Genomic DNA, 24,349 nt, shown 5'->3' with positions numbered 1-24,349 from the left:
TTGAACGAAAACAAATGGGTTCTTAGAGTAAAAAAGCGAAAACGGGATTACTCGTCTAGGTTTATTTGTTATAATCAACCTAAGAAATGGATGGTGTATAGAATGAATCACAATGATCGCTTGACGCGTTTACGCTATGCTTTGGATATCAAGGATACCGACATGGTGAAAATTTTTGAACTTGGCGGCGCTTCTTTCACAAAAGAAGAAGTAAGACAATTATTGAAGAAAAAAGATCCTGAGACCTACGAGATTGAGTGTACCAATGAAGCCTTTGAGCGTTTCTTAAATGGTTTGATTCGCTCGCAACGAGGAACAAAGCCAGATGCTGCAGAACCTGTCCTAGAGTTGAACAATGGCAATGTAAATAATTTGATGCTGAAGAAAATAAAAATCGCCCTTTCCCTAACAACAGATGAAATGCTGGACATTTTCGAGCAAGCGGGAGTTAAAGTTTCAAAAGGTGAATTAGGCGCCATTTTACGAAAAGAAGGCCATCGCAATTACAAACCATGTTTAGACAAATATGCCCGCAACTTTTTAAAAGGATTGACGATCGAGTATCGGGATAACTAGTAAAAAATCAATAATAGGCTGAACTTACAATGGGCCGCCCAAAGAGATGCATGTTATGTGTCTCTTTTTTTGTGTGTAAATTAAAAAAAACAATTTAAATCAGTGATTATAACGCTAACTGAGGCCAAGCTTGGAGCATGAAGGAGCAGGTGAAGTGAGCGATCTGTTTGCTTGAATAACCTGTTTGTTAAAACCTGACAAGTTTGGTCATTTCTGATACAAATGTTGACGTGTTCAGAATGATGAACCATGTAATACTATCAAAATGAACAGGGGTATCCTGTGTCTAAAGATTGTAATTAACAAGTCGTCACCATCATCAGAAGGGGAAGTTTGTCGATAGGTGAAAGATAGGAAAGCGTATCGTATGTAAACGAATATAAAAGGAGAATGTTATGAAAAGGAAATTTTGGGGCTATTTGTCATTGGCGATCTTGTTAAGTCAGCCTGTGTTGGCACCTTTGGCACAAGTTATGGCTGAGGAACAGGAAACCATTCCATTAAACAAAGAAATCACGACATTAGGAACATTAGAAAAAGTGGAGGAGACTACTGAAACAGTCGATTCTTCTCGTATAAAAGAAGAAATCAACGGTGACACCACAAGTAACTCAGAATCGCAAGAAGTGGTTAATGATGATGAGAAAAGTGGCTCGACGGAAAGTACAGAAAAAAACCTCCCTGATTCAAGTAAAGACACAGCTAGCTCGGCAACTGAATCATCAGCGGAAATGAAAGAGGCATTCTCTAATCGAAGCGTTTCATTAGACGCTTGGATGCCGGATAAGAATTTGCAAAATGAGGTAGCGAAAGGGCTAAACAAAACAGTTGATACGATCACTCAAGAAGATATGGTGAATCTAAAACAGTTAGATTTTTCTTCTTTAGTCAAAGACACAGTAGTCGATTTTACTGGTTTAGAATACGCTAGCAACTTGCAAGCGTTATACACGACGTCTATTATTGCTACGAATGTTCCCCAAATCACTATGGCGGAAAATGCAACATTGTTTACCCGTCCTAATGTACTAGCACACGTTCTTCCAAAAGGATCTTTTTCAAATATCCACATAGGAAATTATGATGCCTATTTGACAGCCCAAGAATTAATTGGGGTTGGTCAATATCTTAGTGGATGGGTAACAGATTATCTGACGGTCTATGCAAGTAGCATGACGGATTTTTCTAAGTTAGAGCTATCTCCAGAACACCATCAAAATTCCCAACTATCTATTATGACTCAGGAGAAAATACTATTAGAGCCAATGCTAGTAAAAGATGGCCAATCTGATGTTCTTTATAAAGACCGTATGATGGTTGATACCCAAGGAAATGCGTTGCTCTCTTCTTTGTCCAACAAAAAGTATTCTTATTCGATTCGGGGGATAGATAAAAATGGCTATATCTTTCCCTTATATGAAAATGATGGGTTTGAACTGACTGAAGAAGGGATTCAATTTAAAAATATTCCCGCCAATGTTGACTATTTGTCAATCACTTCTCTGGTTCCTAATCGTTTATCCACCGAGAGAGCTGCTAGTACAGGTACCATTCAATATTTAGTGAATTATCAAGTACCTGTGAAGTATGTGAATACTGCAGAAGATGTTACGGTCAAGTATCTTGACGAAAACGGACAGACGCTTGCACCAAATGTCACTTTATCAGGGTATGTAGGCGACCCCTTTACTACGGAAGAAAAGGATATCTCAGGCTATACACTGAAAGAGATCCAAGGGGATAGGATAGGGACCTTCAGTGATGTCGCGCAAGAAGTCGTTTATGTCTATGAACGTAGTGATGCAGCGCCAGTTACCGTGAAGTATGAAGATACAGAAGGCAATGAATTGGCAGCACCAACCGTAATGAATGGCAAAATAGGTCTGCCCTATACAAGCGAAGCCAAAACGATCCCAGGCTGGTTTGTAGCTCAAACGCCAAGCAATGCTAATGGGACCTATAGTGAAACAGCTCAAGAAGTCGTTTATGTCTATGAACGTAGTGATGCAGCGCCAGTTACGGTTAAGTATGAAGATAAAGAAGGGAATCAACTATCTGCACCGACAGTATTAAGTGGGAAAGTAGGGTTACCCTATACAAGTGAAGCCAAAGCAATCAACGGCTGGTACGTATCCCAAATGCCAACTAATGCCAACGGGACTTACAGCGAAACGGAACAAGAAGTGGTTTATGTCTATGAGCGTAGTAATGCGGCACCAGTGACGGTCAAGTATGAAGATAAAGAAGGGAATCAACTATCTGCACCGACGGTATTGAGTGGCAAAATAGGTTTACCTTATACAAGTAAAGCTAAAGCCATCCCAGGCTGGTACGTTTCCCAAATGCCAACTAACGCTAATGGGACTTATAGTGAAAATGCGCAAGAAGTTACCTATGTTTATGAACGTAGTGATGCAGCACTGGTTATCGTAAGATATGAAGACATGGAAGGAAATCAATTAGCTGAACCAACGATCCTTAATGGAAAAGTTGGCTTGTCTTATGAAAGCAACGCCAAAGAAATATCTGGCTGGCGGGTTTCAAAGACGCCTAAAAATGCAAAAGGTACCTTCAGTGATGCCGTCCAAGAAGTTATTTATGTTTACAGTGCTGATAAAGAGAATGAACCGGGAGAAGATTCAGGAAAAGATACACCAGAATCAGAAAACAAGACGCCGGACGAAGAGAACGGGAATAGCTCAGGAAATAACAGCAAGCAAACAAACACACAAACCAAATCAAAAAATAAGTTGCCTGCAACAGGAGAACAACTTACAGGTCAACGAATCATGGGCTTTTTGGGAGTCATCACTGTTCTGTTTTCTTTCGTAGTAATTTTGAGACGAAAAAGAAAAACTGAAAATTAAAAGCTTTTCAATAGAGAGGAAAGAGTATCCAGAATTGATTGTTTTCTGGATACTCTTTGTTTAACCCTATTTAAATATGAGCGAGAATATAGGTTTTTATCAGTTATCTTTCGAATGTTACGTTCTTGAATTCATCATTCAAGCCATCACGATAGGCAATAGTCAAGACTAATTTTCCTGTTGTTTTGTCATAGTCTTCCACGTTTAGTTCTAGAGAGAAGTTCTTAACATTGGCATCAATATAAGAAACAATTTCTTTTTCTTCCTCACCGATTTTTATCGAAAGTGTGCTTTCTCCTAATAAATTCGCCTCCTCCAGAACTGTTTTGGCTGAGCGTATTTCAGGCTGATAGAAGACAGTGTTTGTTTGAGTTAAATAGATTCTACTTATTCGCAACGGAACTGTGATCTTTCCAAAGTCATTTGAGACAACGATCCCAGGTTTATTACTAGGGGAGACAAAGACAGCGAGACTTATTAAAATTGGAACGAGAATACTAGCAACACTTGACCATACTATTTTTTTTGATATTTTCATTGATTTCAGTTCATTCAGCGAAGCATGAACACCTGTCCCCCCATTCTTTTTAATTAATGTAAGAAGTTAGCTTGATTATGGCGAAGATACTTTAAAAATAACTGTACTAATTTTCAACTTTATATAAGCGTAATTGATAGAAAGTAAAAGCTTTTGGAATTGTTGAAATGCTCAAAGGCTACCTAACTCTTCGATTGTAAATACTCCTAAAAACCGACTCTCTTATTATCGTAGCAAAATATACGGTTTTTTACTTTTATTATTATAAAATAATTTTTTGATAAATAGCGCTTTGGACTGTTTTGTCGTCTTAAACTAGCTGTTAGAAAGAGCAATGTTCTCCAGACGTAGTAACTCGTAGTTCTAAGTAGTTGTAGCCATGATTTTGCTTATCCTAAATGATTCAGAAGGTGATAGTTTCAGAGACAGCTTCTTATAAAATGAAATAAGTAGTCAATGAATACACACTGAATGAAAATAGATCGTGAAAGGAGTATAATTACCTTAAAAATAAAGTTAAGAGGTATTATTATGTATAAATTTCTTTTAACTAAATTAGACCAAGATGTTTATGAATTGTTTGCGCATTTTTTTGAGCAGGCTGTGGAGCGTGAAAAACTAAATGTTCTTGCTGAAAAGACAAACTTATCAAAACGACGAATCGTCTTAGTTTTTGAGCGAGCACTCGATTTGCAAACGGCGTATCCTTATTTTGAGATTGCGTTGCATGAAGGTAGAGAGATGACGCTTTATTTTGCGCCGAATTTTCTTTTGTCTAAGCTTTATTCGGTCATGCTAGAAGAAAGCATGCCATTTCAAATTTTAGACAGACTCTTTAGTGATAAGTATGTGTCGCTGGAAGAAACCGCCCAACAACATTATGTCAGCAATCGTACGGTTCAAAGAAAACTAAAGGAAGTAGAAACGATTCTTGAAAATTATCACATTCGATTGAACCTAAAAAGAAAACCGCTTTTTGTGGGCGAAGAATACCGCATTCGGCATTTTTTCCACATCATGTATTGGCAGATCTATGATGCAACGAACGTGCGTTATAGTGGATTGACGAAACAAAGTGTCAGTACATTGAAGAAAAAGTTGACAAGTTATCCCAGTTTTTATCGCCGGATTGACCAGGAGAAATTTGTTCAATTGTTGGCGTTAAGTATTTATCGTTTTAAAAGAGGCTTTCCTGTAAAAGAGATTCCTCAAGAGATGAGGGAGATGAGGCATCTGACGATTTCCTTTGAAGAATTTAAAGAAGAGCTGATCAAGCCATTGCTAAGAGACAATTTGATTCTAAATGGGCTTCCAGAAACAGAATTTCTCTTCTTGTATTATATGTTTTCTGTCATGACGACGTACTTACCTGAAGAGATTCCTAGTCAGTTAACAATTGGGGATCATTTTTCTCCACGAGCAATCGCTGCAGCAAGGCTATTTGCGGAAAACGCTCAGAAAGTTTTTCTCGTTTCTGAAAGCAATATTGATTATCTGTTGGTCAATGCCTTGAATATTCATTCGGTTTCGCTTCTTTTTGCATCGAAAAATAAGATCGATGCCTTTGGAAAAAGCACCACGGACAAAGATTATCGCCGTGTCTTTCCTAAGATTTTTCCGTTTGTTCAGGAGATGTACGAATCGTTAGCGCAACAATCACCAATTTTTTCAACCATGTATGAAGCGAACAATCGCTTGCTTTTTCAATATAGTATGCTTCTTTCTCTGGTAGCGAAAATTGATCGTTCTACGGTTCGTATTTTTCACGAATCAAAATTCGGAAAAATCCAAGAAATCAGACAAAAGGAACGATTGAAGCGCTGGTTTGGGTACACACTTTCATTTGTTTACGAAAATCCCGATTTTGTCGTGACAGATTATCCCGTCAATCGGCAAGCTTTTATTGACCAAAATCCCAACGTCCAATTTTTTAAATGGAATAGTTTTCCAACGGGGGATCGCTGGCTTGAACTGATTGAAGCAGTTGAAAAGTTCCAGAATGAGTTTAGTCAAAAACATACGTAAAACTGTGGATTTCACAGTATGAAAAAAAGGAGGATTCTCAAAACCAGAGAATCCTCCCTTTTTTTAGTAGGAAGCGAAAAGTTTTGCACAGCGTTTCTCAGATTTCCTATGTAGTTTGTCAATCGCTCAATCGGCTATTGGGCTTGTTTACTTTTATGAAACTAAAATTGATACGATCCAACCCGAAGGTATCTAACAGGACTTTATTTGCTTCTAACAAACAAATGATTGGCGTCTCCTTTCCTAAAAAACATGTAATAATGCAGGCATAAAGATCTCGGTCAACAGAAACGTTTTACGAAAAAGCGAAGGTAAGAAAGAGTGTTCGAATCCTCTATTTAACGTAATGCTAGTGATTTCAGCCTAAAGGTCGATTTCCTTTCAATATTTCCATAGAGTACGCATCGACGTATTCGTTCCAACGATAAACACATAAACAGGATTTTACATAAGATTCACCAATCAATAGAACAGGAGGACTAAAGATGGAGTCAGCATTTAAGATCCATTCAATGGAAGAATATTTAAACTTCTACATGGAAGAAACGGAGCGGCTTTTTTTCAAGGAAGAGTTTCCAGAACTCAAAGAAAAGATTCTTGCCAATTGCTTCGAAATCAAACGAGCGATCCAAGAAATCAATCACGAAAACTTTTTTGAACAGTATGCGAGAATCAATACATTAGAAGCAGAGATTTTGATTATTTTGGAATGCAGTGAATTGCGGGGGAGTGACAATGTGGTCCCTTTTGCTGAGGCAGAAATTTTGCAAGTGGCGAAACAAGATAGAAAAACCTATTTTAAAGAAAGATGTGGGCTGACATTGATCGCGCCTACGCCCCATTCATTGCATTTTTCCGTGGAGTAGTTGAAGTAACAACAAAGATCATTCGTGAGGAAAAAGTGCTATAGGAAGTTTGAAAGGAGCCTTTCATTAAGGTTTGTGCAGGAGTAATTGTTTTACCAAAAGAAAAGGCTGCAGTTTTTTTATGCAACTTTGGAGGCATTGTGGAAAAAAGCTGTACCTTTGATATAAATTCATTCAACAAATAATTGGAGGTCACAGATGAATGCAATAGAAAAGAGGATCCAGTTTATTGTCGAAGCTGACAAGCTTAAAGCCATCCTTAGACAATCGACACTGATCTATGATAGAAACCAACGGGAAAATGATGCAGAGCACACCTGGCATTTGACATTATGTGCACTATTGCTTGCAGAACATGTCGCAACCGAAGGGCAAGTGGATTTGTTGCGAGTACTCAAAATGTTAATTATTCATGATATGGTAGAAATCGAAGCAGGTGATACCTATTGTTATGATGAAGCTGGGTACCTGGATAAAGTACAGCGAGAACGGGAAGCAGCTACAAGTTTATTTTCTACATTACCGAGAGAACAATATGATGAATTTATGGATTTGTGGGAAGAGTTTGAGGAGATGGCAACCGTAGAAGCAAAATATGCAGCGGCAATCGATAGGTTACAGCCTGTCTTGCAGATATACTACTGTGACGGGAATACCTGGTTAGAAAATAACATTGATGTTGAACGCGAATTAAAACGAAACGAGGTCATCAAAGAAATTATGCCAGAAGTTTGGGACTATGTTAGAAAACTTATAGATGATGCCGTAAATAAAGGTTGGCTGAAGCAATAAAGCAAAAATCAATAAGCTGCTAAACATGAGCCGAAGTAGAAGAGCATCATCAAAATGAACACCAAATGTACTAGAAGAGAAGGAATGGTTATGAGTATCGGGGAAGTAGGGTATATTTTTACAAAGTATTTTATCGTAACAGTGTCTATTCTTACATCAATATATACAAGATCGTCAAAAAGCATTTAGATGAAGCGGAAACAATCGTGATTGCGACCGACAGCGACCGAGAAGGTGAAGCAATCGCCCGCTTGATTATCAACCTTTCGGGAAATAGCCGGAAAACCATTAAACGTTTATGGATCAACTCGCTTGAAACTAGCGAAATCAAAAAAGGATTTCAAAATCTGAAGGACGGACAGGCGTTTTATTCCACTTACAAAGAAGCAGAAACCCGACAAATCGCTGATTGGCTGGTAGGAATCAATCTCACCCGTCTTTACACGCTTTATATGCAGAAAAACGGCATGAGAGGCGTGTTTAGCGTTGGACGCGTCCAAACCCCGACTTTGTTCTTGATTTACCAACGCAACGAAGAAATCAAACATGCATTGGCACTTAAACTCTTATTACTGGAGTTAAATTCATATGATTTTTAATCTGCAAAAAAGTTTATAGCACCGTCGCTTATACCAGAAAATATAACAAACGCCGCATTGTTTTTTTGTGCACTTTAATAATCTATTCAACTAAGGAATTAAGCTGGCTGTCAAGAGAGTAATATCGTATCGAATCTCAGGTGGAAATTTTCTGCGGTATCTTTTTTGACTGAAATGACATTAGTGTTTTTTGGGGATTGTGTATGTAAGTATTTTTTAAAATCATTTTAACAAGTTTTGGACAAAAATTCTCATGAAAAAACAGAATTTAAATAGCATGATAAATTAGAGAAGATAGTTTAATGTGCTTATAGGAACACCCCACTTTTACAGTCACAATCAATAACCTTGCTACTTTCTTTCGAAATTGATAAGATTCTAAAGGATTGACAACGCTTGATAGTGAGCATAAACTTAATATACGCTAGTTAGTTTACAAGTGCAAACTAAAAAAGTATGATGTGTCGTCTCTGAAATTCTCCCTGATTCAAGTCATAACCAGAGTACATATCGGTTATTTTTTGATTCCATATTTTTTCCTTTATGTGCTGAGGATTAAGGGGTACCAATTGTAATTGCGCGTTATATGGTCTTTGTTTAGAATCGCTCTCCAAAAAGCCAATTTTTTGCATAGAATTTTAGATGTGGTACCATTTATTAGAATTATTATAAATAAGAAGTAGGTATCATTGTTTTAGTAAAAAGACTAGGAGGAATGGAAGATGGAAATAGACTACAAGGATCATGGGAAGAAGCCGTATATCATTAATATTGAAGACGCCACCACAGGAAATGATAATTACCGGACGACCATTTGGACAGGCAGTAAACTGCAAGTCACCGTAATGTCCATTCAACCGGGCGATGACATCGGTTTGGAAGTGCACGAAGGCATTGACCAATTTATCCGTATTGAAGAAGGAGAAGGCGTGTGTAAAATGGGGCCTTCTAAAGATAACTTACATGTTCAACAAAAAGTGATGGATGATGACGCCGTATTTGTTCCGGCGGACATGTGGCACAACATCGAAAACACCGGTGATAAGCCGCTCAGACTGTATACCATTTATGCTGGTCCAGATCACCTTGAAGGAACGGTTCACCCTACTCATGAAGACGCCAAAAACGATCCAAACGAACACTGAGGTACACTAGGATGAAACAAAAGCCCTGCACCCGTATGGATGGTCCACTGGTGCAGGGCTTTTTTATAAAGGAGAGATGTGGTATGAGTGATTCATTGTTTCAATTAGAGAAGGTTGGTTTTCAGGCAAACGGAAACCAAATCCTTCAAGATATCTCTTTTACAGTAAACAAAGGGGAAGTGATTGTTTTTTCTGGTCCTTCTGGAAGTGGAAAAAGTACCCTTTTGAAATTAATTGGTACGCTGCTTTCCCCAACTTCCGGAAAAATTTATTATCGAGGTACGGATCTGCAAAAAATCGATCCTGTGGAGTATAGAAAAGAAGTCTCTTATTTCTTTCAAAACGCTTCTCTATTCGATGAGACAGTTCAAGAGAACTTGTCTTTTCCTGCCCGCATAAGAGAAGAAGGATTTGATCGGGAACGTGCAAAAAAATTGTTAGAACGAGTTCAAATACCTGAAACTTACTTATCGAAAGAGGTCAAGGAACTATCAGGAGGGGAAAAACAACGGGTTGCATTGGTCCGAAATTTGATGTATCAACCGAAAGTGTTGCTCCTGGATGAAGTTACCAGTTCATTGGACCAAGAAAACAGAGCGATTGTCCTTGATTTAGTCCGAGACATGATGAAAGACCAACAAACTACGGTGTTGGCCGTCACTCACAACCAGGAAGAAATCGACCAAGCTTCTCGTCTGATTACTATCAAAGGTGGAAAAATGGAGGAATCGAAATGACAAACAATTTGGAAATCAGTAATCTTTCTTTGCTTTTATCCTCTGTCCTCTTGATAGTTGCCTTGTTGATTGATTACAAAGAGAAATTGGGATTAGGAAACGACATTTTTATTGCGGGAATTCGCGCTGTCGTTCAATTATTCCTTATTGGATATGTATTGAGCTACGTATTACGAGTGGATAACAACTTTCTCACTTTAGCGATGGTTTTGTTCATTGTGTTCAACGCTTCTTATAACGCCCATACACGCAGTGAGGGGATCAACCGCTCTTTTAAAATTTCAACGACGGCTATTGGAGTAGGAACAGCCTTGTCCTTACTCATTCTTGTTTTTTCAGGAGTCATTGACTGGTCCCCTTCCCAAATCGTTCCAATTACAGGCATGATTGCCAGCAACGCCATGACTGCGATTGGAGTGACCTATCGGTCTTTGAATTCAAAATTTACGGACCAACGCCAACAGGTATTGGAAAAATTGGCATTGGGAGCCAATAAAAAACAAGCGTCCATGAGTATTGTAAGAGAAAGCGTCAAAACGGGCATGGCTCCTTCTATTGACCGAACAAAAACGGTTGGACTTGTCAGCCTACCAGGTATGATGTCAGGGTTGATTTTTGCGGGAATTGATCCTGTTCAAGCGATTCGTTACCAAATTGTTGTGATGTTTATGTTGATTTCAGTTACTGCGATTTCTTCGTTTATTGCTAGTTATATGGCTTACCGTGAGTTTTATAACAATCGCAGTCAATTAATTATATGATTTGGGATGATACACTACTCTTAAAACCAGTGGTTACAATTTTATGTAGTTAAAAGAAGACCTCACGAGAATAATTGCAAAAAGAACTTCATTTTTTAAGGAAGAAGGATATTTTTGTCATCGAATCTTTGGAACGACTAGGGCGAAACTATGATGAAATTTTTTATATAGTGCAGCAACTGGATTGATTGAATCCTTTAATAAGCAAATCAAGAAATACAGCCACCGCAAGGAACAGTTCCAAAATGAAGAGTCGATGGAACGTTTCTTAGTCTCGTCTTTTGATACTCACAACCAAAAATTCCTAGGTCGCAGTCATAAAGGTTTCCAACAGGCCGAAGGCGAGCTCGAACAAATGCTGAGTCAACCGATGGAGAATTAGAAACAATCTACAGTAGGAAAGAACCATTTACACAAAATTATTGACGCTCCCAAGCTAAAACTCCTATTAATCGATCTACTAAAAATAAATAAAAAATTCTTTTCAATTTTTATTTATGGTATGACATAAATAAAGTAAAGTTATTCTTCTAGGTTAATCTTATTAATACTCTTTCTCACTAGTGTTGCATGCAACACTAGTGAGAAAGAGCATTAAATATACTGCAAGGCAAGACATTTGGTAATTGAAGAATAACAAGCAAAAAAATAGCAGTCAGGTCTCTTGACAAAGTATAGTTGCTATTCTTTTTTTAGGCCCTACTTTAATGAAATTTTTGTTTGGAGGGAACGACTTCATTCCTTTGATTATTTCAGTTGAATTTAATAGAGAAGCCTGGCGTCTATTAAGAAATACTTTTCTTGATGAGCGTCAATTTTTTTAACGGAAATCTATCCTATACTAAATTCAGTAAAGAAAAAGGAGGAATCAAAGAAAGCTATTTTAAACAAACCAAAATTATAGGAGGAATAAATCATGACTGAAAATAAAGCTACTCAAGAAAGAACACCCCAAGAAAGATTGCAAGAAGAACAAGAACACAAGGAACATGTTCATCATACGAAAATTAATGCAGCGGCCATTGCGGATCATCTTTTAGGCAACATGCATACATTACATGTGAAACTGCACCAATATCACTGGTATGTAAAAGGAGCCAATTTCTTTACGTTGCATGAAAAATTTGAAGAGTTGTATAACGAAAATGAAAAATGGTTCGACAAACTTGCGGAGCGTCTAATTACTTCTGGGCATAAACCTGCTTCGACAACGGTTGAATTTGAAAAATATTCGATGCTTTCGGAAGATGCAGTTAATAAATACGCTAAAGCAGAAGACATGGTTGAAAATATTATCGAGGACTTCAGAAGCACTCGTGACCTAACTATTCGCGCGATTCGTTTAGCTCAAGACGAGGGTGACGATGCTTTAGAAGATACATTGATTGCTTTTAAAAATGACTTAGACAAGAACATTTGGATGCTGCAAGCGTTCATTGGTAAAGAAGCATTAGAAGATGATGACGCTCTTGATGAGGATGAAGATTAAGGTAAAAGTAGAAGCTGATTTAGGGATTGGAATTCTTTCCAGTCCTTTTTCCATTTTCTTGATGTGCATCAATTTTTTTGTAGTAAGAGACTTATATAATAAAAGCAGCGAATATAAACAAAATAAATAAAGGGGGAGAATGAATTGACTAAACATACCCATCATGAAATTGGCGACCACGCAGCCTGTATCCGCTTGGTTCCAATATTCAATCACTTAGAGGATAGCGCGATGAATTACATTGCTGAAAAAGCCCACACGAAACAGTATCAAAAAGGAGAGTTTCTGTTTCGTTCACAAGAAAAAGAGGATACTTTATATATTATCAATCGTGGGAAAATCCGTATTTATCGATTGGCAGACTCTGGCAAAGAGCAGCTAGTGCGGATCTTGAACCCTGGTGATTTCACCGGAGAATGGACCTTGTTCAACCCGGATGCAGTACACGAGGAATATGCCGAAGCAACCCGAGATACCGTTGTCTGTATGATTCAGCAAAAAGATGTCCAAGATTTTCTGGAACAATACCCAGCTATTTCTTTAAAACTATTGGCGGAAATGTCTAAACGGTTAGAAAGTTCAGAACGTCAAACGACACAAGTAGCCTTGGAGAGTGTCATTACCCGTTTAGTTTTGTTTTTGGCAGAAAATGTGGAACCTGAAATGGGCAACTCTCCCACCATCACCCTGCCGATGGAAAAAAAGGACATTGCTTCCTATTTAGGAACGACACCTGAGACCATCAGTCGCAAATTTGGAGAATTGGAGGACGAGGGATTGATTCAACAGCTGTCTGGGAAAAGGATCAAGATTCAGGATTTAGATGATTTATTGCTTTACAGCGAATAATCGGACACACTTTTTTCTACACGTTGGTGTTCTGTCGCTCTTCATTAACAACGGGACAGAACTCAGTGCTTTTGCTTCCATCTGTCCGTTTTTGGCTTTTTTAAGACAGAACGACCTTCATTCATTGGAAAAATAAAAGCACAAACATGATAACCCTCAAGTTTTTTTGTTTTATTTTTCTTTAAGATAGGGTTGTCGAACAAAACGTAAAAATAAGTAGGGGTGAATGTGCATTATTTTTGGGTGATAGTTGCCATCACGTTGTCAGCAGCGGGTGCATTCTTTGTCGTCCCTTTCACCAAGAACACGATTGGCGGCGAAGCAAAAACGTCTAACGTTGTTGAGGCAGATAGGTTAGCTATGGAAAAAGAAGAGGAAGTTGTAAAAGGAGCCGGCGTAATCGGACACGGAAAAGTGGCGTATTACGAAGCGAGTGACCAGGGAGATAAAAGTGTATTCACTGTTTGGTTTCCATGGAGCTTAGCCGGAATCTTGTTCAGCATCACCATGACTAGAATGACGCGAAAAATTGAAGAAATGGAGCAAATAGAATGGAATTCGTATTAGGCGTTTTGAATCCCCATGCGGTGGAGATTGGTTCTGTTGTGATTCATTGGTATGGAGTCATTATTGCAGCGGGCATATTAGCGGCTCTCCAGTTGAGCACCAAGGAAGCAAAGAAAAAAGGACTGGAAGAGGATACCATTATCGATATGGCCTTATGGGCAATTCCGATTGGACTCCTCGGCGCTCGGCTTTATTATGTGTTATTTGAACTTGGTTATTATCTGCAAAATCCAGGACAAATCCTTGCGATTTTGAATGGCGGCATTGCGATTTATGGGGGATTGATTGCAGGAGGGGGTACGCTATATTGGTATGCAAAGAAAAAAGGTACTTCTTTGGCACTCGTTCTTGATATTTTAGCGCCCAATGTATTGTTAGCCCAGTCCATTGGTCGTTGGGGCAATTTTATGAATCAGGAAGCTCATGGTGGACCGGTTACTCGTCAATTCTTGGAAAATCTTTATTTACCTGAATTTATCATTGAACAAATGAATATCAATGGTACCTACTACCATCCGACTTTTTTATACGAGTCATTGTGGAGTTTGTTGGGCTTTGTCCTCATCGTCACTATACGGAACCGAAAACAGCTTTTGCGTCAAGGAGAAGTCGCTTTGAGTTACGTTTTGTGGTACTCAGTGGGTCGGTTCTTCATTGAAGGTATGCGAACGGACAGTTTATGGATTGGCGAGTAGATCCGCGTTTCACAAGCCTTGTCTCTGGCCCTGTTTATTGGCGCGATTGTAGTATGGTTTATACGCAGACAAGACTATCCACCAATTTATTATTATTCTGATGGCAATAAGGGGCAGAAAAAGACTATTAAGATGGTGAATTGAGCAAAAAGATAAAAAGAAGTGCAAAACTTGATATGCGTCAATTTTCGTTTGCTAAAAGTGAGATATACTACAGTTGTAAAGAGGAAAAGGCAGTGTTCATTAATCTGCTGCGGATAAAATAAAAACACATAAAGGAGATAGGAATTATGGAAAAAGCTATATTGCAATTAGAAACGTTGTCTTGTCCAAGTTGTATGCAAAAAATTGAAGGTGCCTTGAAATCAGTTAACGGTATTGATAAAGACAGCATTAAAGTATTATTCAACTCCAGCAAAGTCAAAACCAATTTTGATTCAGCTGTCACTTCGATTGAAGAGATTCAAAAAGCTATCGAAAACGTAGGCTATCCGGTCCTTAAAGCAAAAGTCAAGGCCGCTTAACAGATTAAATGAACTAGGCAATTCTGGAAGAAAAGCTATTTTTCCGGGATTGCTTTTTTGTTGCAATCCGATTCGAGGTGCTTAGAAACGATAAAAGAGAACTTTCTAAACTTGATAGCCGTAAATTTTTATTCGATAAAAAGAGGGTATCGTTATAACTGTAAAGAGGAATAAGTGTCATTGAGGCTGTTAGATCAAAAAAATAGTGAGAAGGGACACGTATTTTTTCAAAACTTGATGTCAGTCAATTAATTACTTAGGCAATTATCTTATACTGTGTTTATCAATAAAAGAGAAATTAAATTTGGAGGGAAAAAGCATGCAACAATATATATTAAGCAAGAAAAATGTTATCACCGTCATCAGTGGATTGTTAATCGCACTCGGTTTCTTCAGTCACTTTGTTTTAGAAAACGTAGGACTTTCAGAGTGGTCTTTGATCATCGCCTCTGTCTTTGGGATTACGCCAATTGCCATTCAAGCGTTTCAAGCAATGAAAGTCAAAGTCATCAGTATTGATGTCTTAGTCAGTATTGCAGCGATTGGTGCGCTTTTTATTCAAAATTATGAAGAATCGGCTATTGTCACGTTCTTATTCTTATTCGGACACTACTTGGAACAACGAACATTGAACCAAACGCGATCTGCTATCAAAGAATTGACTGAAATGGCACCCGAAAGCGCCTTGAAACACATGGATAATGGCGAATTTGAAGAAGTAGAAGTGGATGATGTAGATGAAGGGGATATCTTGCTCGTTAAAACGGGTGCGAAAGTTCCAGTGGATGGCACAGTCCTTACGGGCGAAGGGCATATCAATGAAGCTAGCATTACAGGGGAAGCTGTTCCGGTCAACAAGCTAGCTGATGCAGAAGTTTTTGCAGGAACCATTTTAGAAAACGGAACGATTCAGATCAGAGCTGACCGAGTTGGTGAGGACACCACATTTGGAAAAATTATTGAACTCGTGGAAGAAGCACAAGATTCTAAATCCGAAGCGGAACGGTTCATTGATCGCTTTTCTAAATACTACACACCAGCTGTCTTGGTTCTGGCAATTGTTGTATGGGCGTTCAGTCAAAATATTGAGTTAGCAATCACCATCTTGGTTCTAGGTTGCCCAGGCGCATTAGTTATCGGAGTGCCTGTCTCAAACGTTGCCGGTATCGGGAATGGTGCTCGTAACGGTGTTCTTTTAAAAGGGAGTGAAGTCATTCAAGACTTCAGCAATGTGGATACAATTGTATTTGATAAGACAGGTACTTTAACTGTCGGAAACCCAACCGTTGCAGCGACTGAACTGTATGAAAAAGATTCTGCTGAAACGCTTGGCTATCTGGCCAGTGTGGAACGGGAATCAGATCATCCATTAGCAAAAGCGGTCTTAAATCAAATTGGAGAAACAAATTTTTATCCTGTTGAAGGAACTGAAGTCGTGAAAGGCGGCGGAATCGTTTCAAGTGTAGCTGGACATAGAGTGGCTGTTGGGAATGTGGCCTTGATGGAAAAAGAAAATGTCACTCTCAGCAAAAAAGTGCAAAAAGATGTCAAACGGTTTGAACAACAAGGGAACTCTCTCGTTTTGACAGCGGTCGACGGTGAATTAAAAGTACTGATGGGCATTCGCGATCAAGTCCGTCCGGGTGTGAAAGCTAATTTGCAGGAATTAAAAGACTTGGGCGTGAAAAATCTAGTCGTTCTTTCAGGAGATAACCAAGGAACCGTTGATGTGGTCGCCGGCGAACTTGGTTTGACCGAAGCTCACGGCCACATGTTGCCGGAAGACAAATCGGCTTATATCGGAAAACTTCAACAACGTGGTCAAATTGTAGCCTTTGTTGGAGATGGCGTTAACGATAGTCCGTCCTTAGCTTTAGCAGACATTGGAATCGCAATGGGAAGCGGAACGGACGTAGCGATTGAAACATCCGATGTCGTTTTAATGAACTCGAACTTCAGCAACTTGCCTCACGCATTAGGATTAGTAAAAGCCACCGCAAATAATATGAAACAAAATATCGTGATTTCAATTGGAGTAGTGTTGGTCTTGTTGACCAGCGTCTTCTTCAGCGAATGGATGAATATGTCTATCGGAATGTTGGTTCATGAAGGTAGTATCTTGGTGGTAATTTTCAATGGCATGAGATTAATGAAGTATAAGTTGAAAGGTCGAAAAGAACAAAAAGAAGTATCAGCACCTGCAGAGAAAGTAAAAATATCTTAAGAATAAATTAGAAGAGGCTGAGACAATAGTCCATCCTTGAAATGACAAAAGCGGAAACTCAGATTTTTAAATCTGGGATTTTCCGCTTTTTTGAGTTCTTGAAAAAAAAGAAGAGTATTGTATTAACGGCAGTTGATCGTAAGTTAATTATTTTTATGGGAATCCGTGACCAAGTTCGAGCAGGTGTTAAACAAGACCTACAAAAATTAAAATCACTTGGTGTTAAAAATCTCACTGTATTATCAGGGGATAATCAAGGCATAGTTAATTTAGTTAAAAAGGAGCTAGGATTAACCGAGGCTCATGGCGATATGTTACCTGAGGACAAGCAAGCGTTTCTAAAAGAAAGACAGTCTACTGGTGAAATTATTGCTTTTATTGGTGATGGTGTGAACGATAGCCCTTCTCTAGCTACTGCAGAAGTAGGGATTGCTATGGGAAATGGGACAGATGTGGCTATTGAAAGTTCAGATATTGTTCTAATGAATTCCAATTTTAATCGTCTCCCCCATGCTTTAGGTTTAGCTAAAGGGACATATGCGAATATGAGACAAAATATTTTAATTGCTGTTGGTGTGGTGATAATATTATTGGTTAGTTTAATATTTAGTGAATGGATGTCTATGTCGATAGGTATGTTAGTTCATGAGGCAAGTATTTTAGTAGTTATTTTAAATGCAATGAGATTAAGAAGATATCAATTAAGATAATTGATCTATGTCAATTATCTTAAAAGAAATGTCCTGTATAATTTATTTAAAGGAGTGATAGATATGACTAAAGCAACATTAAAATTAGAAACATTAACTTGTCCATCGTGTTTACAAAAAATTGAAAGTGGTTTAAAACAGACAGCTGGTGTAGAAAAAGATTCTGTAAAAGTACTGTTCAATGCAAGTAAGGTAAAAGTAGATTTTGATGAAGAACAAGTCAATTTGAGTACAATTGAAAGAGCTATTGAAAACCTAGGATATTCAGTTATTAGTTCAAAAGTAAAGGAAGGTGTATAAAATGACAACAGCAAATGAAAGACAAGAAAAATTAGCTGCTGAAAAAGCATATAAAGAACACATTCATCATACTAAGATTAATGCTGTAGCTGTCACAGATCATATACTTGCTAATATCCATACCTTACATGTAAAATTACATCAATATCATTTGTATGTGAAAGGCACAAATTTCTATTCATTGCATAGTGTTTTTGAGAATTTATACAATGAGAATGAGACATGGTTTGATAAGATTGCAGAACGTTTACTAGCTTCAGGATTTAAGCCAGCTTCAACAACTACTGAATTTCAGGAATTTACAATAATTTCTGAAGATCCGTCTGAAAAATATTATTCTGCTGAAGAAATGGTCATACAGTTAGTAGAAGATTTTAGGACTAATCGTGAATTTACCGTTCGTGCAATGCGTTTAGCACAAGAAGAAGCAGATGATGCATTAGAAGATTTACTAATTAGTTATAAAGATTACTTAGATATAAATATTTGGCAACTTCAAGCCTTTGTTAACAAGGATGCGTTAGAAGATGATGACTATATAGATAACGATTAATTAGGAGGAAAGCTGTATGGCACACCATCACCACCATAGTCATATAGATTGTATACGTTTAGTTCCGATTTTTAATCACCTAAATGAAGAACAAATGAGTTTAATTGCGCAATCAGCGCAAGAAGTACATTATGCAAAGAATGCGTTGTTATTTGGAAATGGTGATAAAGATGACACACTTTATATTATAAATAATGGGCGTGTACGTGTTTATAACTTAAATGAATCTGGTCGTGAACAAACTGTACGCATATTAAATCCTGGTGATTTTATGGGAGAAGTGGCTATTTTTCAAACTGAAAGTTACCATTCTAATTATGCTGAAGCAATATCAGAAGTGAGCATATGTAGAATTCATAAAAAGGATATGGATGACTATTTAGGCGCTTACCCAGAAATTATGAGAAGAATACTATCAGATGTTACGAAACGTTTACAGGTATCAGAAAAGCAAACGATGCAGGTTGGTATGGAGCAAGTAGAGTCTCGTATTATTGATTTTCTATCAGAATACGTTGAAGATGAAGAAAACCATACTTATGTGACTTTACCAATGTCGAAAAAAGATCTAGCCTCGTACTTGGGTACAACCCCAGAAACAATAAGTCGTAAGTTCTCATCATTGGAAGAGAGAGGTTTAATTAAACAGCATACTCAAAAATATGTTGAGATATTTGATTTAGATAAGTTATTATTTGCATCAAGTTAAGTTAAATGGTTCTGTGTCAAATAGTATTGGTCAGCAACACTATTTTTACCAAATGTTGAAAAATGAGGAACAGGATCTTCTAAACTCAAACCTAAAAACCAGCGATAAGCGATATTCACTTCTATTTCTTTTATTGTTTGTCTCATACTTTTAATACCAAATAGATATTGAATCATTGGTAATTTAATTAGAAGAATAGGATCCAAGCTAGGACGTCCTTGGATTTCATCGTATTTCTCTTTAACCAATTCATAAATAAAGGAGAAATCAATACATTGATCTATTTGCCGCAATATATGGTCCTGTGGGACCAAGTCTTCAAGAGAAAAGAAACCGATTTGTGCGCGTTTACTCATATCTTGTTTTGAGAGCATCTGGATACACCTCCAATTGATACTCTTATTTTAACGGATAAAAAAAGACAAAGCACTAAAAACTAGTACTTTGTCTACAGTCTGAAAGCCCCATTTAAGGGGCTTTTTTATCTATAAAATAAAGTTCAGAAAAGTCTCAATCGTGCCACTTTCATACATGATGTATAGTCCAAGTGGAATGAATACTAAGGGCACAATGATTCGCTCGTATTTTTCAATTGTCTCGGATATTAACGGAATAGAAGATAGCACCCGACTAAGCTCGCAAAAGATAATTATGCCGATTGCAAACACAAGCAACGCCACGAGGGTCTGTGACCAATCTAACGAAGCAAAATAAGGTATATAGATACCTAAATTATCTCCGCCAGACGCAATTGTCAGCAATGTGACTGTCCAAAACAGTTGATTTGCCTTGCTTTGTTCTAATCTTTCAATAATTTCTTCCTCTTCTTCCTCACCTTCTCCAACAATTGCAAAGCGAATCCCTAAATAGATAGGGATTAAACCAAGCAATCCAACCATCCATGCTTCAGGCACGAAATTGACGACATAAGCAGCAACTAAACTCGCCCCTACAAGTAAGCCAGTTCCTAGATATTGCCCCGCATAAATATGCCATTTCTGTTTATTCTGTGATAGCTGTGCAAATAAAATAATTAAAATAATTAAATAATCGATACTGGTGGAAATATAAACACCAATAGCAGATATGATTGTCTGTCCCATAAAAAAACCTCCAGTATTAGTCAGTAATAAATCAGCAGATTTTAGGAGAGCACAGACACATTAATTTAGCTATCGCTAATGGGTAATGTCGAACGTAGGAAAGCATTTTACTCCTCCTCAAAACGTAGTTACAAAGTAATTTCTAACTGGAATTCGGTGACTACTTCCTTGTAAAGTATAACTCACTATACTTTACAAGGTAAAGTGTGGGCTCTCCGAGGGGTCTTGCAGACGGCTCTGTCGGCTCTTTTGAGCCGAGTATCAGCGCACCCTTATGGTGGCATTTAGCTGATACCTGTTTGACGTTTTGCTACTCTACCTTTTCGGTAGGTATGCAAACCTCAAACCAAAATAAAAACCCCCTTCGACTTTCGTCAGGGGGCTTTTATATTTAAGTGCATTTAATTTTGAAGATTACCCTCAAAATATAGACCAAAAACATCGACATTATTATTAATGGTTTGATGAAAACGAGTGATATTTTTGAACGTAAATTCATCACTATGATTTTCAAAGTATCTTCTTAACTGAATAATATTTTTTAAATCATTATCTGCAACAACAGTTAATAATTCATCTTTAAATTTACCAGTCATCTCTCAAAAATCTCCTAGCTATTTTTCTTCTTTAACCACATACCGTCAATCATCTTGTTGATTGCTAAAGTATTATTATTAATTGCCACGTCAAACAATTCATCTGATTTTTGAATACAAATCATTAAAATGGTAATTATGATATTGATTTTTGGGATTCTTTTCCAGCTGGAATGGACGAGTTAGCGAAAATTTTTAGAATGGTTGTCATGGGTGAAGATACCGTAAAAGGAATTGCATTAACTATGGAAATATTGCGGATGCTGCGACTATAGCTAAAGAAGCCTTAGAGGCGTTCTGTGACTTACTACAAGAAGAAGGAAAAGGTTGCTTTAAAGATCCAGAAAAAATTGCCAAATCATTCAACGTGCAATTACCATGAGTTATCGTTTAGGTAGACTTGCACAAGAATCCATCAATGTCGTTCTAAGTGTTCTTGTACGTGAAATTCGTGCGCTTGAAAAGAACATCAAAGACTTGGAAAAGCAATCAAGCAATTATTTGTCGGCATTCGAGAATATCAATATTTGCCCGGTGTTCCAGGTATTGGAAAGGTGTACTCCACTTAATTAATCGTTGAAATCGGTCAAATTGAACGATTGGAAAATCAAACAAAATTGGCAAAATATGCAGGCTTATATTCGAAAGTCAAACAATCTGGTAACTGTCAGTCATAAAATACACCTCTGACAAAACAAGGGAATCGCTATTTTGGATACTACTTAGTTAAAGCTACCAACTCTATAAAAAAGTATCTTCCTGAATATAAAGTTTTTTATCAAAGCAAATGTAAAGAGGTCCCAAATATAAACACAAACGAGCAATCGTCTTAAGTTACGCGTCTTGTGGATACGCTACTACGTAACCATCGACTCTACGCGTTGCCAAGGAGAGTAATAGGTAAATAACATTCTGTTATTGACGCAAACCCTTGAAATCCCCTGTAAAAAATTTGATTTTAGACGGAGCTAGTTAAGTGCGCTTCAAAACAGGTTACACAATAAAAATATTTTCAATCTTCAACTTGACTTATTACCATTAGATTTATTGACAAGAGCCTTTAAAATATATCTATTTTCGGTTTTTTATATTCAACAAGAAAAGACAAGATTCTCGAAGTACTGGAAGATTCTCGTCTTTTCTTTCATTTCATTGTTATTTAAGAGTTATCGTTACGATAATTTTGTCCATTTATTTTCTTAAAATCACAACTAAATTTTATCATAAAAAAAATGATTCCTATAAGTTAGACTAAGAATCTAACTTTTGGGGATCGGTTCAAAAAGTCTAGTTTCTTTATAAATTCATGAAATTATCAAATTCTAAAAATTCATTATATCCGAGAATGATTGAGGAAGAGAACAAATCTCTTGTCGAAGAAATAAAAAATGCACGAGAAAAAATTGCTCCTTTCACTGAAGAAAAAGAATATCAAGTCGGAGAGTAGTTAGCAAAAACGTAAGATTCAATCACCACTTTGGAGAATACGATTGAATCATTTAAAGGGAACATTTCAGATAATCAAACCAAAATTTCTGATATCGAAAAGACGATTCAGTTGATTGAATCGAAAATTGACGAACTCAAAAAAGGTGTGTGAGATAACATGTCAAAGAAACGAATTCCGGTATTTTTAGACACGGAACATGAAGATGCTTTGAAAGAATTAAAAACCTATCTGCCCGTTGACGAGGATATTAAAGATAGTCCGATGATTCGATATGCGCTGCTTGAATTACTTAATCGGGTGAGAAAAGAAATAAATTTCGAAAAAAAAGTATTGGATTCTTTGTCTTTATTAGAGATTATGACCAATGCAAAATTGGAGCAAGATCATACCAAAATACAAGACCTTTTTTCTTCTGATGTTTATCAAGAAGCAGTCACAATGAGTAAGAAAGTTGTTCGAAATAAGAACTATCGCTTTAAAAACAGGAAGGACGAATCAAAGAAAGAAGAAAAGAAAAAGGTCAAATCTGTTCAAGAAGATGTCAAAAAAGAACGTGATTTTAATGATATTGTTTCCCAATATTTACCAAAATAATTGAGGGTTGATGGTGGCACCTAGGTGGCACTTTTTACAAAAAGTACCACCTAGGTGCCATCGGTAGTGGTATCTGGGTGCCACTAAAAAAGCCGCAATGATATCACTTTGAAATCTCTTAAAACCCAATAGGCACAGCCTATTTTCCACCTTCTAACTAGAAGGTGGGGGTATCTACCTTATGCTCTTTCCCTTTTTTTGATCTAAAAGAAGCAATCGATTTACCTGTTCCTTCCCTTTTTTATCAATATTTTTTCCTAAACGGTGAGTATAATTGTCGCTTTTCATTTTTATTTTAATATTCAAATTGAAGACAAGGAGTTCGGTTATTTGATTTATACAATTAGTGACATTCAAAAATTATGTACACCAATATTTTTAGAATGGAAAATAAAAAAAGCTTTTCTGTTTGGGTCATACGCTCGAAACGAAGCAACAGAAACCAGTGATTTAGATATTTTAATCGACGGTGAAGGGTCTTTGCTCCAAAATATATTTGATGTGATTCGGTTAAAAAGTAAATTAAGTAGCGCATTAAAAAAAGAGATCGACCTTATTACACTACGTGCAATCAACGCAGAAACAAACCAAAAAAGAAACCCACTTCTCAAAGAAAATATAGAAGCAGATTGTGTAATGATTTATGATTTTAAAACGAGCGACTCATTTAAAGTAAAGGGTTGAAGCGCAGATACCATTGATCAATTTTTACAAAACTTTTGATTAGTTAGAGAGAAAAAAATTTGCAAAATAGTTTACTTTCGTTATGATAAAAAAGAGAAATGGCGTACAGCGTTTGCTGTGCAGACGCTGTAGGATTTTTGCGCTAGCAAAAAATCCTTGTAGCCTTTCTGGTGTCACTTCAGCTTGCTGTGCGAGCTGAAGTGACCGTGAACCCCCATTTACTAATAGGGGGGTTAGGAAACGACTTCCTACATGTAACGAGGTCAGAAAAACCTTAGTGCTGCAAGGGATTGAGCAATTTTAAAGTTGGTTACATTTTTGACCGATAAAAGTTGAGAATGTAACCAACTTTTTTAGACAGAAAATCGCAAATAGTTTTAATGTAAAAAAACGATC

At 37.3% G+C, this 24,349-nt stretch carries 21 protein-coding genes and 6 pseudogenes; 23 read left to right on the top strand and 4 right to left on the bottom strand.

Features of this window, described 5'->3' with window-relative positions:
- Positions 1-102 precede the first annotated feature (102 nt).
- On the top strand, positions 103-576 hold the full coding sequence (locus tag ECA1_RS15510; RefSeq protein WP_010747557.1) for a YehS family protein: 474 nt from the start codon (positions 103-105) through the stop codon (positions 574-576).
- Between the two features lie 395 nt (positions 577-971).
- Positions 972-3,443 carry a MucBP domain-containing protein gene (locus tag ECA1_RS15505; protein ID WP_060792978.1) on the top strand — a complete coding sequence of 824 codons (2,472 nt, stop codon included), beginning with the start codon at positions 972-974 and terminating at the stop codon, positions 3,441-3,443.
- Between the two features lie 103 nt (positions 3,444-3,546).
- Here the strand turns inward: ECA1_RS15505 and ECA1_RS15500 are convergent, their stop codons facing one another.
- The gene (locus ECA1_RS15500; protein WP_005225210.1) at positions 3,547-3,981 is read right to left on the bottom strand and encodes a hypothetical protein; all 435 of its coding nucleotides are present in this window, start codon (positions 3,979-3,981) and stop codon (positions 3,547-3,549) included.
- Between the two features lie 531 nt (positions 3,982-4,512).
- Here ECA1_RS15500 and ECA1_RS15495 point away from each other — a divergent pair.
- The 18 genes and pseudogenes from ECA1_RS15495 (at position 4,513) to ECA1_RS15415 (ending at position 19,526) form a co-directional block, all read left to right on the top strand.
- Positions 4,513-6,006 (top strand): helix-turn-helix domain-containing protein, encoded by a 1,494-nt coding sequence (locus ECA1_RS15495; protein ID WP_060792977.1) that lies wholly within the window; start codon positions 4,513-4,515, stop codon positions 6,004-6,006.
- A 485-nt stretch (positions 6,007-6,491) separates the two neighbouring features.
- Positions 6,492-6,872 carry a DUF7006 family protein gene (locus ECA1_RS15490; RefSeq protein ID WP_060792976.1) on the top strand — a complete coding sequence of 127 codons (381 nt, stop codon included), beginning with the start codon at positions 6,492-6,494 and terminating at the stop codon, positions 6,870-6,872.
- Between the two features lie 198 nt (positions 6,873-7,070).
- On the top strand, positions 7,071-7,664 hold the full coding sequence (locus tag ECA1_RS15485; RefSeq protein WP_060792975.1) for an HD domain-containing protein: 594 nt from the start codon (positions 7,071-7,073) through the stop codon (positions 7,662-7,664).
- A gap of 206 nt (positions 7,665-7,870) precedes the next feature.
- Positions 7,871-8,212: pseudogene (locus ECA1_RS15480) on the top strand (DNA topoisomerase); the annotation flags it as partial.
- Between the two features lie 773 nt (positions 8,213-8,985).
- Positions 8,986-9,408, top strand: a complete 423-nt coding sequence (locus ECA1_RS15475) for a cupin domain-containing protein (RefSeq protein ID WP_002307506.1) — start codon at positions 8,986-8,988, stop codon at positions 9,406-9,408.
- An 83-nt stretch (positions 9,409-9,491) separates the two neighbouring features.
- Positions 9,492-10,145, top strand: coding sequence for an ABC transporter ATP-binding protein (locus tag ECA1_RS15470; protein WP_002307505.1), 654 nt, complete (start codon positions 9,492-9,494; stop codon positions 10,143-10,145).
- A complete protein-coding gene (locus ECA1_RS15465; RefSeq protein WP_002318452.1) occupies positions 10,142-10,906 on the top strand; it encodes an ABC transporter permease in 765 nt (254 codons plus the stop codon). Before ECA1_RS15470 ends, ECA1_RS15465 begins: the two co-directional genes overlap by 4 nt.
- 175 nt (positions 10,907-11,081) lie before the next feature.
- Positions 11,082-11,288, top strand: a pseudogene (locus ECA1_RS17365) (IS256 family transposase); the annotation flags it as partial.
- 534 nt (positions 11,289-11,822) lie between these two features.
- Complete coding sequence (locus ECA1_RS15460; protein WP_002292150.1) at positions 11,823-12,395, top strand: Dps family protein; 573 nt, start codon at positions 11,823-11,825, stop codon at positions 12,393-12,395.
- A gap of 144 nt (positions 12,396-12,539) precedes the next feature.
- Entirely contained in the window at positions 12,540-13,244 is a 705-nt protein-coding gene (locus ECA1_RS15455) for a Crp/Fnr family transcriptional regulator (RefSeq protein WP_003125436.1), read from the top strand.
- Positions 13,245-13,472: 228 nt separating this feature from the next.
- Positions 13,473-13,811, top strand: a complete 339-nt coding sequence (locus ECA1_RS15450) for a hypothetical protein (RefSeq protein WP_003102891.1) — start codon at positions 13,473-13,475, stop codon at positions 13,809-13,811.
- Positions 13,796-14,650 (top strand): annotated as a pseudogene (lgt, locus tag ECA1_RS15445) (prolipoprotein diacylglyceryl transferase). The gene ECA1_RS15450 and the pseudogene lgt overlap by 16 nt, the downstream one beginning before the upstream one ends.
- A gap of 146 nt (positions 14,651-14,796) precedes the next feature.
- Positions 14,797-15,030 carry a heavy-metal-associated domain-containing protein gene (locus ECA1_RS15440; protein WP_003125439.1) on the top strand — a complete coding sequence of 78 codons (234 nt, stop codon included), beginning with the start codon at positions 14,797-14,799 and terminating at the stop codon, positions 15,028-15,030.
- Positions 15,031-15,349: 319 nt separating this feature from the next.
- On the top strand, positions 15,350-17,254 hold the full coding sequence (locus ECA1_RS15435) for a heavy metal translocating P-type ATPase (RefSeq protein WP_060792973.1): 1,905 nt from the start codon (positions 15,350-15,352) through the stop codon (positions 17,252-17,254).
- 41 nt (positions 17,255-17,295) lie between these two features.
- Positions 17,296-17,964: pseudogene (locus ECA1_RS15430) on the top strand (HAD-IC family P-type ATPase); the annotation flags it as partial.
- A gap of 63 nt (positions 17,965-18,027) precedes the next feature.
- On the top strand, positions 18,028-18,264 hold the full coding sequence (locus tag ECA1_RS15425; RefSeq protein ID WP_005225223.1) for a heavy-metal-associated domain-containing protein: 237 nt from the start codon (positions 18,028-18,030) through the stop codon (positions 18,262-18,264).
- A 1-nt stretch (position 18,265) separates the two neighbouring features.
- The gene (locus ECA1_RS15420; protein ID WP_060792972.1) at positions 18,266-18,817 is read left to right on the top strand and encodes a Dps family protein; all 552 of its coding nucleotides are present in this window, start codon (positions 18,266-18,268) and stop codon (positions 18,815-18,817) included.
- Between the two features lie 16 nt (positions 18,818-18,833).
- Positions 18,834-19,526, top strand: coding sequence for a Crp/Fnr family transcriptional regulator (locus ECA1_RS15415; RefSeq protein ID WP_005225225.1), 693 nt, complete (start codon positions 18,834-18,836; stop codon positions 19,524-19,526).
- A 41-nt stretch (positions 19,527-19,567) separates the two neighbouring features.
- Here ECA1_RS15415 and ECA1_RS15410 read toward each other — a convergent pair.
- From ECA1_RS15410 to ECA1_RS15400, 3 genes and pseudogenes are all read right to left on the bottom strand, one after another.
- A pseudogene (locus ECA1_RS15410) lies at positions 19,568-19,900 on the bottom strand (transposase); the annotation flags it as partial.
- A gap of 111 nt (positions 19,901-20,011) precedes the next feature.
- Positions 20,012-20,629: a CadD family cadmium resistance transporter gene (locus ECA1_RS15405; RefSeq protein WP_003125451.1), complete on the bottom strand. Its 618-nt coding sequence runs from the start codon at positions 20,627-20,629 to the stop codon at positions 20,012-20,014.
- Between the two features lie 401 nt (positions 20,630-21,030).
- Positions 21,031-21,225 (bottom strand): hypothetical protein, encoded by a 195-nt coding sequence (locus tag ECA1_RS15400; protein WP_005225228.1) that lies wholly within the window; start codon positions 21,223-21,225, stop codon positions 21,031-21,033.
- A gap of 271 nt (positions 21,226-21,496) precedes the next feature.
- Between ECA1_RS15400 and ECA1_RS18090 the strand changes: the two are divergent.
- The 3 genes and pseudogenes from ECA1_RS18090 to ECA1_RS15390 form a co-directional block, all read left to right on the top strand.
- Positions 21,497-22,133 (top strand): annotated as a pseudogene (locus ECA1_RS18090) (transposase); the annotation flags it as partial.
- Positions 22,134-22,831: 698 nt separating this feature from the next.
- A complete protein-coding gene (locus ECA1_RS17705; RefSeq protein WP_016612339.1) occupies positions 22,832-23,269 on the top strand; it encodes a hypothetical protein in 438 nt (145 codons plus the stop codon).
- A 330-nt stretch (positions 23,270-23,599) separates the two neighbouring features.
- Positions 23,600-23,953: a nucleotidyltransferase family protein gene (locus ECA1_RS15390; protein WP_060792970.1), complete on the top strand. Its 354-nt coding sequence runs from the start codon at positions 23,600-23,602 to the stop codon at positions 23,951-23,953.
- Positions 23,954-24,349 lie beyond the last annotated feature (396 nt).

The organism is Enterococcus casseliflavus NBRC 100478 (assembly GCF_001544095.1).
Lineage (GTDB): Bacteria > Bacillota > Bacilli > Lactobacillales > Enterococcaceae > Enterococcus_D > Enterococcus_D casseliflavus.
This window is presented reverse-complemented; position numbering and strand designations above follow the sequence as displayed.